Annotated in this window: 15 protein-coding genes and 2 tRNA genes; 14 read left to right on the top strand and 3 right to left on the bottom strand. The window is 71.1% G+C overall.

From position 1 onward, the window contains the following. Positions 1 to 44 precede the first annotated feature (44 nt). The 7 genes from CCO02nite_RS10345 (at position 45) to CCO02nite_RS10315 (ending at position 4,374) form a co-directional block, all read left to right on the top strand. Positions 45 to 494, top strand: a complete 450-nt coding sequence (locus CCO02nite_RS10345) for a roadblock/LC7 domain-containing protein (RefSeq protein ID WP_146843052.1) — start codon at positions 45 to 47, stop codon at positions 492 to 494. An 11-nt stretch (positions 495 to 505) separates the two neighbouring features. After that, positions 506 to 883: a DUF742 domain-containing protein gene (locus tag CCO02nite_RS10340; protein WP_146843051.1), complete on the top strand. Its 378-nt coding sequence runs from the start codon at positions 506 to 508 to the stop codon at positions 881 to 883. Beyond that, positions 864 to 1,475, top strand: a complete 612-nt coding sequence (locus CCO02nite_RS10335) for a GTP-binding protein (protein ID WP_146843050.1) — start codon at positions 864 to 866, stop codon at positions 1,473 to 1,475. The genes CCO02nite_RS10340 and CCO02nite_RS10335 overlap by 20 nt, the downstream gene beginning before the upstream one ends. Positions 1,476 to 1,586: 111 nt before the next feature. Then, positions 1,587 to 2,045, top strand: a complete 459-nt coding sequence (locus CCO02nite_RS10330; RefSeq protein ID WP_146843049.1) for a PIN domain-containing protein — start codon at positions 1,587 to 1,589, stop codon at positions 2,043 to 2,045. Positions 2,046 to 2,080: 35 nt separating this feature from the next. Further along, complete coding sequence (locus CCO02nite_RS10325; RefSeq protein ID WP_246117477.1) at positions 2,081 to 3,466, top strand: DUF2252 domain-containing protein; 1,386 nt, start codon at positions 2,081 to 2,083, stop codon at positions 3,464 to 3,466. A gap of 57 nt (positions 3,467 to 3,523) precedes the next feature. Beyond that, positions 3,524 to 3,615: transfer RNA gene (locus tag CCO02nite_RS10320), tRNA-Ser, on the top strand. Between the two features lie 234 nt (positions 3,616 to 3,849). Continuing rightward, positions 3,850 to 4,374 carry a hypothetical protein gene (locus CCO02nite_RS10315; RefSeq protein WP_146843047.1) on the top strand — a complete coding sequence of 175 codons (525 nt, stop codon included), beginning with the start codon at positions 3,850 to 3,852 and terminating at the stop codon, positions 4,372 to 4,374. Between the two features lie 182 nt (positions 4,375 to 4,556). Here the strand turns inward: CCO02nite_RS10315 and CCO02nite_RS10310 are convergent, their stop codons facing one another. Beyond that, entirely contained in the window at positions 4,557 to 4,736 is a 180-nt protein-coding gene (locus CCO02nite_RS10310) for a hypothetical protein (RefSeq protein ID WP_146843046.1), read from the bottom strand. 157 nt (positions 4,737 to 4,893) lie between these two features. Here CCO02nite_RS10310 and CCO02nite_RS10305 point away from each other — a divergent pair, with 157 nt between their 5' ends. From CCO02nite_RS10305 to CCO02nite_RS10295, 3 genes are read left to right on the top strand one after another with little or no spacing between them, the layout of a single operon-like run. Then, positions 4,894 to 5,814 (top strand): LppM family (lipo)protein, encoded by a 921-nt coding sequence (locus CCO02nite_RS10305; RefSeq protein ID WP_146843045.1) that lies wholly within the window; start codon positions 4,894 to 4,896, stop codon positions 5,812 to 5,814. A gap of 51 nt (positions 5,815 to 5,865) precedes the next feature. Continuing rightward, positions 5,866 to 7,323, top strand: a complete 1,458-nt coding sequence (locus CCO02nite_RS10300) for an RNB domain-containing ribonuclease (protein ID WP_146843044.1) — start codon at positions 5,866 to 5,868, stop codon at positions 7,321 to 7,323. Beyond that, positions 7,320 to 7,916, top strand: a complete 597-nt coding sequence (locus CCO02nite_RS10295) for a YdeI/OmpD-associated family protein (RefSeq protein ID WP_146843043.1) — start codon at positions 7,320 to 7,322, stop codon at positions 7,914 to 7,916. Before CCO02nite_RS10300 ends, CCO02nite_RS10295 begins: the two co-directional genes overlap by 4 nt. A 33-nt stretch (positions 7,917 to 7,949) precedes the next feature. Here the strand turns inward: CCO02nite_RS10295 and CCO02nite_RS10290 are convergent, their stop codons facing one another. Continuing rightward, the gene (locus CCO02nite_RS10290; RefSeq protein ID WP_246117476.1) at positions 7,950 to 9,506 is read right to left on the bottom strand and encodes an MFS transporter; all 1,557 of its coding nucleotides are present in this window, start codon (positions 9,504 to 9,506) and stop codon (positions 7,950 to 7,952) included. A gap of 250 nt (positions 9,507 to 9,756) precedes the next feature. Between CCO02nite_RS10290 and CCO02nite_RS10285 the strand changes: the two genes are divergently transcribed. From CCO02nite_RS10285 to CCO02nite_RS10270, 4 genes are all read left to right on the top strand, one after another. Continuing rightward, the gene (locus CCO02nite_RS10285; protein ID WP_246117475.1) at positions 9,757 to 11,034 is read left to right on the top strand and encodes a threonine/serine exporter family protein; all 1,278 of its coding nucleotides are present in this window, start codon (positions 9,757 to 9,759) and stop codon (positions 11,032 to 11,034) included. Between the two features lie 50 nt (positions 11,035 to 11,084). Further along, positions 11,085 to 11,176, top strand: a tRNA-Ser gene (locus CCO02nite_RS10280). Between the two features lie 123 nt (positions 11,177 to 11,299). Further along, complete coding sequence (locus CCO02nite_RS15900; protein WP_222593188.1) at positions 11,300 to 13,087, top strand: AHH domain-containing protein; 1,788 nt, start codon at positions 11,300 to 11,302, stop codon at positions 13,085 to 13,087. Then, a complete protein-coding gene (locus tag CCO02nite_RS10270) occupies positions 13,088 to 13,606 on the top strand; it encodes a hypothetical protein (RefSeq protein ID WP_146843040.1) in 519 nt (172 codons plus the stop codon). Between the two features lie 124 nt (positions 13,607 to 13,730). On the opposite strand, the gene CCO02nite_RS10265 is transcribed toward CCO02nite_RS10270, so the two are convergent. Further along, positions 13,731 to 14,966: a low temperature requirement protein A gene (locus CCO02nite_RS10265; protein ID WP_186812664.1), complete on the bottom strand. Its 1,236-nt coding sequence runs from the start codon at positions 14,964 to 14,966 to the stop codon at positions 13,731 to 13,733. Positions 14,967 to 15,023 lie beyond the last annotated feature (57 nt).

The following is a 15,023-nucleotide window of genomic DNA, read 5'->3' as shown; positions in this document are numbered from 1 at the left end:
ACGTCCGAACCCGCAGTCCTCGACTGCACCTGCAAGGAGGAAGTGTGACCGCGCTCAGCACCGAGGCAGCCAACTTCGGCTGGCTCCTGGACAACTTTGTCCGGACCGTGCCCGGCACTCGCCACACGCTCGTGGTGTCGGCCGACGGTCTTCTCATGGCGATGTCGGAACAGCTGGACCGCACCAGTGGCGACCAGCTTGCTGCGATCGTTTCCGGCATGTCGAGCCTGACCCGCGGCGCGTCGCGGCAGCTTCGTGCGGGGGAGGTGCGTCAGGCGATCATCGAGATGGACTCACTGTTCCTCTTCCTCATGACCGTCTCGAACGGCTCCGTCCTCGCCGTGGTCGCCGACTCGAGCTGCGATGTCGGCCTCATCGGATACGAGATGGCCATGCTCGTGTCCCGCACCGAGGCGACGTTGACGCCGCAGCTCATCTCCGAGATGCGCGGTCAGCTCCCCGTCGACGGTGCCACCCGTACCCCCGCCGTCTGAGGAGTCATCTCTTGAGCGAGCACATCGAGTACGAGGCCAGGACGGTCCGGCCCTACGCCGTGACCGGTGGCCGCGTGCGCTCGGCGCGCTCCGACCTGCCTCTCGAGGCTCTGGTCGAAGCGCTGCCGGACGCCGTGTCGCGCCAGGGTCTGCCGCCCGAACGGCGGTCGATCCTTCAGCACGCCGCGCACACATACATCTCGGTCGCCGAGCTGTCGGCCCTGCTTCACCTGCCGATCGGCGTCGTCCGGATCCTGGTCTCGGACATGTCCGACCAGCAACTCGTGCGCGTGCACACCTCACAGCCGGTCGAGGTCAACACCGGTGAGTCCCCCGCCCTGTCCCTGAGCGTGCTGGAGAGTGTTCTCAATGGCATTTCCGCCCTCTGACGCCGCGGTGGCCGCTCCGGCCGGAACCGCCGCGTCTGTTGCCCCTACCGTCGTCAAGATCGTCGTCGCGGGCGGCTTCGCCGTCGGCAAGACGACCTTCATCGGGTCCATCTCGGACATCGAGCCCCTCAACACCGAGGCCGCGATGACCGAGCACTCCATCGGCGTCGACGACGCCGGCGGCGTCTCGGACCGCAAGACCACCACCACGGTCGCCATGGACTTCGGCCGCATCGCGCTGCCGGGTTCGCTGTGGCTGTACCTGTTCGGCACGCCTGGCCAGGACCGCTTCCTGTTCATGTGGGACGACCTGGTCCGCGGCGCCATCGGCGCCGTCGTGCTGGTGGACACCGACCGTCTCGACCAGTGCTTCCCCGCGGTCGACTACTTCGAGAGCCGGGGCATCCCGTTCGTCGTGGGCGTCAACTGCTTCGACGGCGTGGCCAAGCACGCGCTCGAGGACGTCCGCGAGGCGCTGGCGATCCCGCCGCACGTGCCGGTGCTCTACACGGACGCCCGCTCGCGCGCCGCGACCAAGCAGGCCCTCATCTCGCTCGTGCAGCTCGCGATGGAGCGTCTGCGCAGCCGCTGAGGCAGCTCGTCACGAAGGCCGATCCCGGTGCTCCCGGGGTCGGCCTTCGTGCACCCGTCCGCCGACGCCCGTCGACGCCCACGGACGCGAGGTGTCCGGGAGGATGGTGGGGTGACCCGTCCGGCTGTCGATCGTCCGCGTGTGTACGCGGACGGTTCGGCGTTGTCCCGGTATCTCGCCGGGGCTCCCGGCGGCGATCAGTGGCGTGCCTGGGCCGACGAGCACGAGGCCGACCTCGTCGTGTCACCGCTGAGCCTCACGGAGCTGCGAGGCACTGCCCGGTGGCGTGACCGCACCGCTCGCGACGTCGCGCAGTCGGTCGGCGAGCGCCTCGAGCTGGTCCGGTTCTCGGACCAGGCGATCCTGCGGGCCACCGACGTCGCGAGCGTCCTTCCGCCCTTCACCGCGCTGCATCTCGGGACCGCGCTCGCACACCGTGACGTCACGACCGTCGCGACGTACGAGGTGCATCTCGCCCGGGTCGCGGCGCTCCACGGTCTCGTCGTGCTCTCGCCGGGCAGGCCGGAGCGATGGTGGGAGCGCGACACGACGCCGTGGGTGCGTGGCTGAGGCTCGTCGGCGGGTTCGCGTTCTACGGTGACCGCGTGGAGACCACCGAGGTGCGCGTCGCAGCCGGACGTGCCGCACGACAGGACTACCCGCGGACCGCGATCGCGGTGCTCGCGCCGCGTGCCGACGGGGTCGACGCCACCACCTCGGTGCTTGCGCAGGCGAGCGGCCGGCTCCCCGAGCTGATCCCGCTGCGGCATCACCGGATGTCCGAGTCCGCCTTCGCGTTCTACCGCGGCACGGCCGGGGTCATGGCCGCAGACCTCGCCGACGGGTCGCACAGCGGTCTCGTCGTGCAGCTGTGCGGTGACGCCCACCTGAGCAACTTCGGGTTGTTCGGCTCGCCCGAGCGTCGGCTGCTGTTCGACCTCAACGACTTCGACGAGACGCTCCCCGGCCCGTTCGAGTGGGACGTCAAGCGCCTCGTCGCGAGTGTCGAGCTCGCGGGACGCAGCATCGGCGCGACCCGCGACGAGCGGCGGCGGGCATGCCTGGGCACGGGCCGGGAGTACCGCATGACGATGCAGCACTTCGCGCGGGCGCGCGCGATCGACGTCTGGTACGCGCGGCTCGACGCGAAGGGTGCCGAGCAGGCGGCCGCGGCCGCGCTCGGCCACAGCGCCGCCCGGAACGTCCGCGACGTCGCGGCCAAGGCGCGCCGGCGCGACCACCTGCAGGCCGTCGACCGCCTCACGGAGGTCCGCGCGGACGGTCGCCGGCGGTTCCGGTCCGACCCGCCGCTCGTCGTCCCGATCGACGAGCAGGTCTTCGGCGTCGATGCGGAGCGGTTCGAGGCGGGTCTCGCCGGCCTCGTCGATCTGTGGCGCGACAGCCTGCCGCCCGACCGCCGCCGGCTCGCGACCGAGTACGAGGTCGTCGACCTGGCGCGCAAGGTCGTCGGGGTCGGCAGCGTCGGCACGCGCGCCTGGATCATCCTGCTGCAGGGCGCCAACCCGGGCGACCTCGTCGTGCTGCAGGCCAAGGAGGCCCAGGCGTCCGTGCTCGAGCCGTACCTCGGCGCGAGCGAGTACGAGCACCACGGCCGCCGCGTCGTGGAGGGCCAGCGGCTCATGCAGGCCGCGAGCGACGTGTTGCTCGGCTGGCAGACCACCCAGGGCATCGACGGCATCCTGCGCGACTTCTACGTGCGCCAGCTGCGCGACTGGAAGGGCTCCGTCGAGGTGGAACAGCTGCGTCCCGCGGGACTAGGCGCCTACGCGCGCCTGTGCGCGTGGACCCTGGCTCGCGCGCACGCCCGCTCCGGCGACCGGCTCGCGATCGCCGCGTACCTCGGCACCTCGAGCCGCGCCGACGAGGCGTTCGCGCAGTTCGCGACGGACTACGCGGACCGGGTCGAGGTCGACCACGCGCACTTCGTCGACGCCATCGCACGCGGCGAGGTCCCCGCCTCGTCCCGCTGACCTGCGGCCGTCTGCGGTGTGGGAGACTCGTCGCGCTCGTCGGGCCCGGCCCGACCAGGAGGGCTGGCTGAGCGGCCGAAAGCGACGGTCTTGAAAACCGTTAGGGCGGGACAACCCCGTCCTCAAGGGTTCGAATCCCTTGCCCTCCGCCGAACGGTAAACATGCAGTTCAGAGTGCTACAACCGGTCCTGACCGACCTGTCGCGTAGCTATCCAGCGGTGACGATACTCGACAGTCGTCGAGAATACTCGACACTTGCCGAGGATCGTCGGCGTCAGTCGAGCATCCGTACGATGCCGCATGGGCCCGGACGCGACGGTCGTCACGACAACCGCCGCCTGGACGCTGTAGGCCGATGACCTGGGCAGGCGGGAGACGTGTGATGCGCGCTCGATGGAGTGTTCGGTCCCGCGCGTGGGTCGTCGCCCTTGGTCTGCTCGCGCTGGCGGGCTGTGCGACCGGCGGCGGGCTCGTCAACGACGATGCGACGGGCTCCGGGTACTGCGCACAGCAGGCCGCGACCGGACCCGTGCTGATCGGCCTGAGCACGCTTCGCAACGAGGGCACGTCGGTCGCCGAGGTGACGGACGTGACGCTCATCGACCCGACCGACGGCATCGAGCTCGTCGGGGCGTACCTCGTGCCCGAGGCGGACACCCCGTCGAACGGGCAGCCGTTCGTCATGCCGGACGACCCGGTCATGACGGTCGAGCCCGGCGGCACCGTGTTCGTCGTCGTCGGCATCGGGCTGCGGTCCGGAGTCCACGCCGCGCGCGCCGACGGCGTGCGGGTGACCTACCGGGTCGACGGTCGCGAGTCCCACGTCCGGACCAGGCTGTGGATGCAGACGAGCGAAGCCGGCGCGCCGTGCGACGCCGACTGGACGCCGCCGGGCTCGGACGACTGAACGACCGCAACCGAGAGGACGACCCGCAGCTCGGCGCCGCTCGACTGCGTAGAACCCGGAGTGCTCACCACACGCGCTCTCAGTGTGGTGTGGGTCAGGAACCGAGGCGGCGCGCCCGTCACCGTCGTCGAGGTCGAGCTGACCACCCGGGCCGCTGTCCGACCTCGATCGAGCGCGAGGCCTCAGGCGCTGCGCTGGTGGGAGGCGGCGTGCGTGCGGTAGCCGGCGGTGGTGTTGCGTGCGTAGACCGCACACGCCTCGTGGGCGGGGCCGCCCGCCCAGGGCAGTGAGCGCGCGCCGATCTCGACCATCTGGTCGCAGACCGTGCAGCGTCCGGGATCGCGAGCGGGAGCAGCGTTCACGGCTGTCACCCTGCCGGAATTGTGCTGTCTTGTGGCCGGTTCGGCGGGAATCCACCCGCAGCGTGCGCTCAATCCACCCGCACGTGGGGCGAGCGTCACCCGTTCGGATGTGCACAACGCCGGACGCGGGCCGCCCGCGCCCGCCATGATGACCGCCATGACGCCCTCACGCGCCCGCTCCGTCACCCGTCCCCTCGCGCTCGTCGGGCTGGCCGTCGCCGTGCTGCTCTCCCTCGCGGGATGCGTGAAGCTCGACATGAGCCTGACGTTCGCGGCCGACGACACCGTCGACGGCACGATCGTGTTCGCGATCGAGAAGAGCGTGCTCGAGATGACGGGCCAGACCGTCGACGAGTTCCTCGACAGCACCGAGGACTCGCTCGGCGACGACGCGACCTCCGTGGAGCCGTACCAGGACGACACGTTCGTGGGCCGCACCTACACGTTCGTCGACCAGCCGTTGTCCGAGTTCGGCGACGAGGACATGACGGTCACGCACGAGGACGGGACCTTCACGGTCGACGGCACGCTCGACCTCGGCGGAGCCTCCGAGGACGAGGAGACGCCGCAGCTGAGCGGCGGGGACATCCGGATCGCCTTCACCTTCCCCGGGCCCGTGACGTCCGCGAACGGCGAGATCAGCGGCACGACGGTCACCTGGACCGGCGACGGCTCCGAGGCGATCACGATGCAGGCGACGGCGAAGGACAGCCCGGCGTCGCCCCTCCTGAAGTGGATCTGGCTCGCCGTCGCGATCGGCGTCGTCGTGCTCGTCGTCGTGATCACGGTGATCCTGCTGTCGCGACGCCGTGCCCGCCGGGCGGAGGCGGACGACGAGAACGCGTTCGCGGCGCCCGTCGAGGGCGCGCACCCCGGGTACCTGACGCCCGGCGCGCCGAAGTTCACGCCCGGCGCGCCGACGTTCACGCCCGGCGCGCCGCCGGCACCGCCCGTGCCCGGCGCCGGGCCGTTCGCCCCGCAGCCGGCATCCCCTGCCGCTGGCGCAGGCCCGCTTGCCCCGCCGACGCCGCCCTCACCGCCGGCCGAACCGGGTCCGCCCGCGCCGCCGATCGGCTGACCCGCCAGGTCACCGGGCGCCGGGCCCGGCCCGTCGCCATAGGCTCGGGCGGTGCCACGACGCCAGGTACGGCTCCGGTCCGACGACCGTGCCGTCGACACCGCCGTCCGCGACGGGCTGGCCGCGCTGCGCGCCGAGCTCGCCATCCCCGACGAGTTCCCGCCGCCGGTCAGCGACGAGGCGCGCCGGGTCGCCGAGGCCGACCCGCATGCCGGCGACGATCGTCGGGACGCGCGCGACCTGCCGCTGCTGACGATCGACCCGGAGGGCTCGCGCGATCTCGACCAGGCGCTGCACCTCGAGCGCCGCGGTGACGGGTTCCGAGTGCACTACGCGATCGCGGACGTCGCCGCGTGGGTCGTGCCGGGTCGGGCGATCGACGACGAGGCGCGGCGGCGCGTGACCACGCTGTACGCGCCGGACCGGCGCACGCCGCTGCACCCGCCGCGGCTCAGCGAGGGTGCGGCGAGCCTGCTGCCGGGGCAGGACGCGCCCGCACTGCTGTGGCAGATCGACCTCGACGGGGACGGGATGCCACAGGCGGTGCACGTCGGGCGGGCGATGGTGCGCAGCGACCGGCGGCTGTCCTACGAGCAGGCGCAGGGCCTCGTCGACGGCTCCCGCGACGGCGGTGAGCCCGACGGCCCGCTCGGGCTGCTGCGCACGGTCGGGCTCCTGCGCCAAGCGGCGGAGCGCGAGCGGGGCGGCATCACCCTGCCGACGCCCGAGCAGGTCGTCGAGCGGCGCGACGGCGCGTGGGTGCTCGCGAGCCGATCGACACTGCCTGTGGAGGAGTGGAACGCGCAGATCTCGCTGCTCACCGGCATCAGCGCCGCTCGCCTCATGCTGGACGCGCGCGTGGGGATCCTGCGCACGCTGCCCGCGGCCGACGACCGCGACGTCGCCCGGCTCCGGCGCGCCGCGCTCGCGCTGGGCGTCGACTGGCCCGTGGGCACCGACGTCGGTGATGTGCTGCGCGGCCTGGACGCGGCCCGGCCCGCGCACGCGGCGGTGCTCACCGAGGCGACGACGCTGCTGCGCGGCGCCGCGTACGCGGCTTTCGACGGCGCGCCGCCCGAGCATCCGGGCCACGGCGCGATCGCGGCACCGTACGCGCACGTCACGGCGCCGCTGCGCCGCCTCGTCGACCGGTTCGCCGAGGAGGTCTGCGTGGCGGTCAGCGCCGGGAGCGACCCGGCGGACTGGGTCCGCGCGGCGCTGCCGGACCTGCCGGCCCGGATGGCCGAGGGGGACCGGCGGGCGTCGGCGTACGAGCGCGGCTGCCTCGACCTCGTCGAGGCGGCGGTGCTGGCCGGGCGGCAGGGAGAGGTCTTCCGCGGCGCGGTCGTGGACGTGCGCGACGACGGCGCGACCGGGGTCGTCCAGCTTCGCGAGCCCGTGGTGCGCGCGCGGGTCGGCGGCGCCGGGCTCCCGCTCGGCGAGGAGGTCGACGTGCGCCTCGCGGAGGTCGACGTCGCGCGGCGGCTCGTGCGCTTCGAGGTGGCATGACGACCGGCCCGCGCGACCCCGACGCACCCCGCGTGCACGCCGAGACGCGGGAGCCCTGGCGGCAGTGGCTCGCCGAGCACCACGCGACCGCGACGGGCGTCTGGCTCGTGTTCTGGAAGCCCGCGACCGGTCGGCCACGCCTCAGCTACGAGGAGGCGATCGAGGAGGGCATCGCGTTCGGCTGGGTGGACTCGCTGGCGCGCACGTTCGACGACGAGCGCTCCGGCCTGTGGTTCACGCCGCGCAAGCCGAGCAGCCCGTGGTCGAGGACCAACAAGGAGCGGCTGGCCCGCGTCGAGGCGGCCGGGCGGATGGCGCCGCCCGGCTGGGCCGCGGTGGAGGCGGCGAAGGCCTCGGGCGCGTGGACCTATCTCGACGACGTCGAGGCGCTCGTCGTGCCCGACGACCTGGCGGCGGCGCTCGCGGCGCTCCCGGGTGCCCGCGAACGGTGGGACGCCTTCACCGAGTCGGCGCGCCGGCAGGTGCTGCGCTGGCTGCTCGACGCGCGACGGCCGGCGACCCGGGCCGCACGCGTCGAGGAGACCGCCCGACTCGCGGCGCAGGGCGTCCCGGCCCACCAGCAGGAGCGCTGAGCCCCGCCGGCGGGCCGGGACGCGGTCGTCGCGTCAAGCGATCGCGGCGGCGCCCTCGGTCGGCAGGTCGGATCGTCGCGCCTGGATCAGCGCGATCGTCGCGACGAGCGCGAGCACGAGCAGGCCCGCGCCCGCCAGGTAGGCGACGTGGTAGCCGGCAACCTGCGCGGTGGCTTGCGTCGCCGCATCCGCAGCGTCGGCGCCGCCCGCGACCAGGTCGGTCAGCTTGTTCGTCGTCGCCGTGATCGCGAACGTGCTGAGCAGCGCGACACCGAGCGACCCGCCGACCTGCTGCGCGGTGTTGAGCACCGCGCTCGCGATGCCTGCGTCGTGGCCGCCCACGCCGATCAGCGCGGTCGAGGACGCGGGGATGAACACCATGCACATGCCGAGGCTGAGCACGACGAGCGCCGGCAGGACCACGGTCCAGTACGACGACGTGGGCGTGGTCCGCGTCAGCATGAGCATGCCGACGGCCGCGAGCGACAGGCCGACGATCATGAGCGGCCGCGGGCCGGTGACCGGCAGCAGCCGCGCGACCACGCCCGCCATGAGGATGAGCGTGACGCTGAACGGCAGGAACGCGAAGCCGGCCTTGAGGGGTTCGTAGTGCAGGACCTGCTGGAAGTAGAAGCCCATGAACATGAACATCGCGAACAGGCCCGCGCCGACCAGCAGGAACACGAGGTAGGACCCGCCGCGGTTGCGGTCGAGGATCAAGCGCATCGGCAGCAGCGGGTTGGGCACGCGCGTCTCGACGACGACGAACGCCACGAGCGAGAGCACTGCGACCACCAGCAGCGCGACCACGACCGGGTCGGTCCATCCGACGGTCGTCGTGTGGCCCTGATCGTCGACGGTGAGCTTGGCGGTCTCGGTGAACGCGTACACGAGCGAGACGAGCCCGATCACCGAGAGCACGGCGCCCGGGATGTCGAACCGCGTGTTGCCGTGGGCCCTGGACTCGCGCAGGATCCGGACGCCGAAGGCGGCCGTGATGAGCGCGATCGGCAGGTTCACCAGCAGGCACCAGCGCCAGTCGAGGTACTCGGTGAGCACGCCGCCCGCGATGAGCCCGATCGCGGCGCCACCGCCCGCGATCGCGCCGAAGACGCCGAACGCCTTCGCGCGCTCGTGCGGCTCGGTGAACGTCACGGTGATGAGCGCGAGCGCGGCGGGGGCCATGAGCGCCCCGAACACACCCTGCAGCGCCCGGGCGCCGAACAGCATCCCGGCGTTGGCCGCGACGCCGCCGAGGGCGGAGGCGGCCGCGAAGCCGAGCAGGCCGATGAGCATCGCGCGCTTGCGGCCCAGGTAGTCGGCGACCCGGCCGCCGAGCAGCAGCAGACCGCCGAACGCGAGCGTGTACGCCGTGATGACCCACGCGCGGTCGTTGTCCGCGATGTTGAGGTCCTCGGCCGCGGACGGCAGCGCGATCGTCATGATCGAGGAGTCCAGGACCAGCATCAGCTGGGTCACGGCGATGACGCCGAGGATGGCCCAGCGGCGCGGGTCGGGGGGTTCGACGGCCGCCGGCGCCGGGAGCGCGACGGGCTCGTCGGACGTGACGGGCAGGACGGATTCGGACACAGAGCACTCCAGGGCCGGGGGATCACGGGATGGCGTCGTCGCCGGACGAGACAGCCGGACGGTAACGAGACGCACCGACATGCCCCAGATACGGACCGCTGACCTCGATCCGCCGTGCACAGCACAGCCCGCGCGAGCCCGCGTCGTCAACGGCTTTCGCCTCACGGCGAAATCGCGCAGTGGCGCACGCCGCACACCGCGCAGGCCCCTGGGCCCACCCTTCTGCCCCCGGGCAGGTCAAGATGGTCCCGTGGCCTCCCCCGACGATGACGAGCTCGACCTGATCCGGCGCTCCGGCGCCGCTCTTCAGGTCGGCAAGCTGAGCCTGTCCGCGGGCACGGGCTCCTACCGCGTGAAGGCGTCGATGGCGCGCACCGCCCGGGCGATGGGTGTCGACCGGCACGAGGCGCACGTGACCCTCACCGAGATCACGGCCACGTCCCACCGCGGCCGTTCGTTCCGCACCGAGGTCGCCGAGGTCCGGTCGGTGGGCGTGAACGCCGACCGGCTCGCAGAGCTCGAGCGGATGGTCACCCGCTTCGAGCGGCGTCGCGACGAGCGCCGTGCCCCGGTCTCGGTCGACGAGGTGCTCGACGAGGTCAACGCGATCGCCGCCAAGCCCCCGCTGTACCCGGCCCTGCTCAACGCGCTGTGGTCGGCGATCGCGTGTGCCGCGTTCGCGTTCCTCAACAACGGCGGCCCGGTCGAGGTGGGCGGCGTGTTCATCGCCGCCGGCCTGGGCCAGCTCGTGCGGCGCAACCTCATGCACCGCGGCTACAACCAGTTCGGCGTCGCGATGATCGCGGCCACGGTGGCCTGCTTCTCCTACCTGGGGCTCGTCACCGCGCTGCACGAGCTCGGCATGCTCACCACCCGCCACGAGGCGGGCTACGTCTCCGCGGTGCTGTTCCTCATTCCCGGCTTCCCCCTGGTCGCGGGCGCGCTCGACCTCGCCCGGCTCGACTTCTCCGCCGGTGTCTCCCGGCTCACCTACGCGATGGTCATCCTCATGTCCGCCGCTCTCGCGGTCTGGGGCGTCTCGAGCGTCGTCGGCCTCGCCCCGGACCCGCCGCCACCGCCGGACATCGACGCCGCGCTGCTGCTCGCGCTGCGCTTCGTCGCGAGCTTCCTGGGCGTGCTCGGGTTCGCGCTGATGTTCAACGGCCCCTGGGTGATGGCGATCGGCGCCGCGACCGTCGGGATGTTCGCGAACGTCATCCGCCTCGAGCTCGTCGACCAGGGCATGGTCACGCAGGCCGCCGCGGCCGTCGCGGCCTTGCTCGTCGGACTCCTGGCGGGGTGGGGAGCCCCCAAGCTGGACGTGCCACGCGTGACGATCTCCGTGCCCGCCGTCGTCATCATGGTCCCCGGCGTGACCGCGTACCGGGCGATCTTCTACCTGTCGGACGGCAACACGGTGCAGGCGCTGGCGTACGGCGTGCAGGCCACGCTCGTCGTCGTCTGCCTCACGATCGGGCTCGCCGTCGCCCGCATGGTGACCGACAAGTCGTGGGGTCTGGAGCGCTGACGGACGCGCTTTGCTGCCCGACGACACGGCCAGGTACCCTGTGCGCACCTGGAGACGTCGCATAGCCAGGTCTAGTGCGCGACCCTGCTAAGGTCGTGAAGGCGTAAGCCTTCCGTGGGTTCAAATCCCACCGTCTCCGCCAGGCAGTACACGTTGGAACCCTCGGTGACCGAACAGTCGCTGGGGGTTCTTGCATGTCTCCCTCCGGTCCCCGTTCGCGGTGCCGGCGACTGCCACCGCCGTTCGTAGTACTCTCCGTGCGCCGGTGTGGCTCGAACTGGTTCAAGGGGGCTCGATGAGTCGGCGGATGCGTTCCGTGGTTGTGGTGCTGGCGTGGTGCTTGGCTGTCCTCGGGCTCGCGACGCCCGCCGCGGCTGCGGGCACGTGGTCTGGTTCGGTGTCGCTCGTCGCAGATGCGTCCGAACTGGGACCGGCGGAGCCCTCGACGTACGTGCGGGCGACGGTGTCGCCGGCGACCTACCCATCAGCTACCAACCCGTACGTCATCATCTACGACTCCACGACCGGAGCGCTGGTCGAGTCATGCCTGATGAGCTCCACTGCGTGCAGTACGAAGGTCAGCGTCGACGTCGACGCAACCCGTAGCTTCAGTGCCTACGTCACGATGAACAGCGTGCCCAACCCGGGCCCGCCTTCGGGCGCCGTCGTGCTCGCGTCCTCGTCGACCGCGGTGCATCGCAGCGGCTGGACTGGATCGCTGACGCTCGTCGCGGACGAGCCGACGCTGCAGGCCGACAAGGGAAGCACGTACGTCCGGGCCATCGTGAACCCGTCTGCGGCTACCAATCCGCATCCGTACGTGACCATCGGGGACGCCCAGTCGGGGCAGCTCGTGAAGAGCTGCCTCATGAGCTCCATCCCGTGCTCGGAGAAGGTCTCTGTCGGAATCGACCAGTCGCGATCGCTTGTGGCCTATGTGACCGACACCTGTTGTAGCGGTGGCAGGCCCACGAGCGGCATCCGGGCGTCGGCGGGTGTGGCGGTGAAGCGGTCCGGTTGGCACGGGTCCGTCTCGCTCGCTGCTTCGGTCTCGACGTTCGGCTCCGCCGGCGGCAAGTCGCTCATCACGGCGACGATCGCGCCGGACGTCAACGAGACCGGGCTGATCACAAGTATCTACAACGCCGAGACACACACAAGAGTCGCGAACTGCTCACAGAGCCTGGTCACGTGCAGCTACAGCGCGAATATCGGCGCAGGAGCCTACAAGTCGTTCATCGCCTTCGTTGCAAAGGACGCACCGTCTGACGCGCTCCCGAGCGTAGATATCCGCGCGAGTTCGGGCCGGGTCGTCGTCACGAGCATCCAGATCGACGCCGTGGAAGCGTCGCCGCTGGTCATCTCGCTTGCCACGCTGCTGGTGCAGAAATACGGGGACTCGGCGTGCCTCACGCTCGGCGCGTGGATTCCGAGCCACCGGGCCATGTCGAGCGTCCCGGACGTCACCCTCGTCTGCAACGCCAAGGGCATCGTCGCGGCGATCCGAATGATCGCGACACTCGATGACGTCGCCCGCGCTTTACAGAGCCTCATCGACACCATTCAGGACGACGTCGCTCCGATTGAGGACTTCGATCCCGACTGTTACCACGTGTCAGACGAGGGAATCTGTCTCGACGAAGGCACGCCGGACCTCGATTACGATCCGGAGCCCGGTGCCGACGGCGGCATCGATCTGCCCGGGAACTGCATCAAGGACCCCGTCTACAACCAGAACCTCCTGGACTCACTCCCGACCCAGAAGCACCACCTCGCGACTGACAAGAGTCCGCAGACGTGGACGCCCTATTTCGAGGAAATCATCGAAGATTACCCGGGGCTCACGCTTAACCAGGACTGGAACCTCTTGTCGATGCCGCACCGCGGTCGGCACCCAAACGCCTACCATCAGTGGGTTCTTGAGAACATGGAACTAGCGCAGGAGGTGGCCGGCGATGACGCCGATGAGTTCTTGCGATTGTTTGCCAAGTGGGTGCGGGAGCCCATCGAGAACAATCCGCTGGCGATTCGTGGTGCCTGGTGGAGGTGTTGAGTGTATTTCGATCTGATCCCCATGGGTGATGCTGTCGCACGCCGCATCTCGCCGGACCGCAAGTATCTGACGTCACTTCGGCACCATCCCGCCGTCGTGACAGACCCGCCACGGATGGAGTGGCGTTTGACGAGCGCCTTTGCTGGCGACTGGATGCGGGTGATCGATGCAACTCGCGTCGTGTCACTTCGGGCGCGAGACGTCCTCGAGCCGTTATTGGGACCTATGGATGTGGTTCAGTGGCTCCCGGCGATTGTTCGCACGGTTGCCGATGTCCCGCTCGACTGTTGGGTGATGCACTTCCCCGAACCGCCGGACATCTACGATGCGGCGCGCTCGGTCATCGGCCCAAGCGGGCTTCCGACTCAGCCCGTGATCTCTGCGACGAAGGTCGCCGGACACGAGATCATCGGTCCGAGGTCGCAGAGTCGGACGTTCGTGAGCGACAAGGTTCTGGCCGCGATGCGCGCATCGGGACTGAACGGCTACGAGATTCTGGGCTCCCACACGCCCGTGTGAGGTGCTGAACGGATCAGCTCGGTCGTTCATGCAGGAGTTGGTTGACGGCCGCCCAGAGTCCGGCGTTCCAAAGCTGTGTCAGTGAGGCCGCTCGAGGCCGGATCCGCGTCCAGGGGTCCGGCCTTCACGTTTCCGACGAGCGTGCCGCGTCCCTCCCGGAGCGCCGCCGGGCGGCCAGCACGTCGGCCGCGAAGACCAGCGCGAGCACGCCGTTCGTGAGCCACGAGAGGGTCAGCGGCGTGACGCCGCCCCGCAGCGCGACGAGTGCGACGGCCAGCGCGGCCCCCGTCAGGTGCGGCCACGACCAGGGTCCGCCCGTCGCTCGTCGGAACAGCGCGTTCCCGACGAGGTAGACGGCGGCTGCGCCGCACACCAGGCCCGCGGTCCACCCGTCGGTCGCGCCCTCGTGCCCGTGCGGGTGCTGCAGGACGAGCTCGTCCCCGACCGCGGTCAGGACGATGCCCATCACCAGCAGGTAGGGGATGTACGTGTAGGCGGTCTGCGCGACCATGCCGGGGTCGCGGCGCGACGACAGGTAGTGGCTGCCGGTGCGCTCCGAACGGTCGAAGTAGAGCAGCCACATCAGCACGGTCGAGGCGAACGCGGCGAGGAACGCGGTCACGCTCGTCGGGTCGATCTCGAGCTCCGCGAACGCGGCGCCCGCGACGATGATCGACTCGCCGAGGCTGATGATGACGAACAGCGAGACCCGCTCGGCCATGTGGTGGCCGCGCACCGACCAGGTGGCCGCGCGCGACGGACCGAGCCCCGGGACCCAGAACATCGCGCGCGGTGCAGCGAGGTCCAGCAGCGCCGCGGCGCCCCACCACCAGATCCGCTGCTCGGCGTCGACCGTCGCGCCCACCAGCCACAGCACGCCCGAGGTCGCCAGCCACATGCTGATCCGCACGAAGTTGACGGCGTTCTCGGGCCAGTGCCGGCCCATCGCGAGCGCGGTGAAGACGCTCCGGCCGACCTGGATCGCGACGAACGGCGCCGCGAACAGCATCGCCTTGCCGTCGAACGCCTCGGGGATCGCGCTGGACATCAGCAGACCGAGCAGCATGAGCACCAGGAGCATGACCCGCACCGGCACGCGGTCGGGGTCGAGCCAGTTGGTGACCCAGGTGGTGTCGATCCACAGGAACCACACCGCCCAGCCGAGGATCAGCGTGTGCGCCAGGGTGGTGCCGTCGGGGTGCGCGATCAGGCTGTGCGAGAGCTGCGTGACCGCGAACACGAACACGAGGTCGAAGAACAGCTCGACGTAGCCGACGCGGCTCGAGTCGCCGTCGTCGCCGTGCCGCAGCAGGTCGGTGCGCAGCCCCCATCGTCCCGTGCTGTCGCTCGGCGTCGCCACGGCGCGATAGTGGCACCCGCGGTGCGCGCTGTCACTCCCGGACCGGGTGGACCTCCC

The sequence above is a fragment of the Cellulomonas composti genome (assembly GCF_007990245.1).
GTDB lineage: Bacteria > Actinomycetota > Actinomycetes > Actinomycetales > Cellulomonadaceae > Cellulomonas > Cellulomonas composti.
This window is presented reverse-complemented; position numbering and strand designations above follow the sequence as displayed.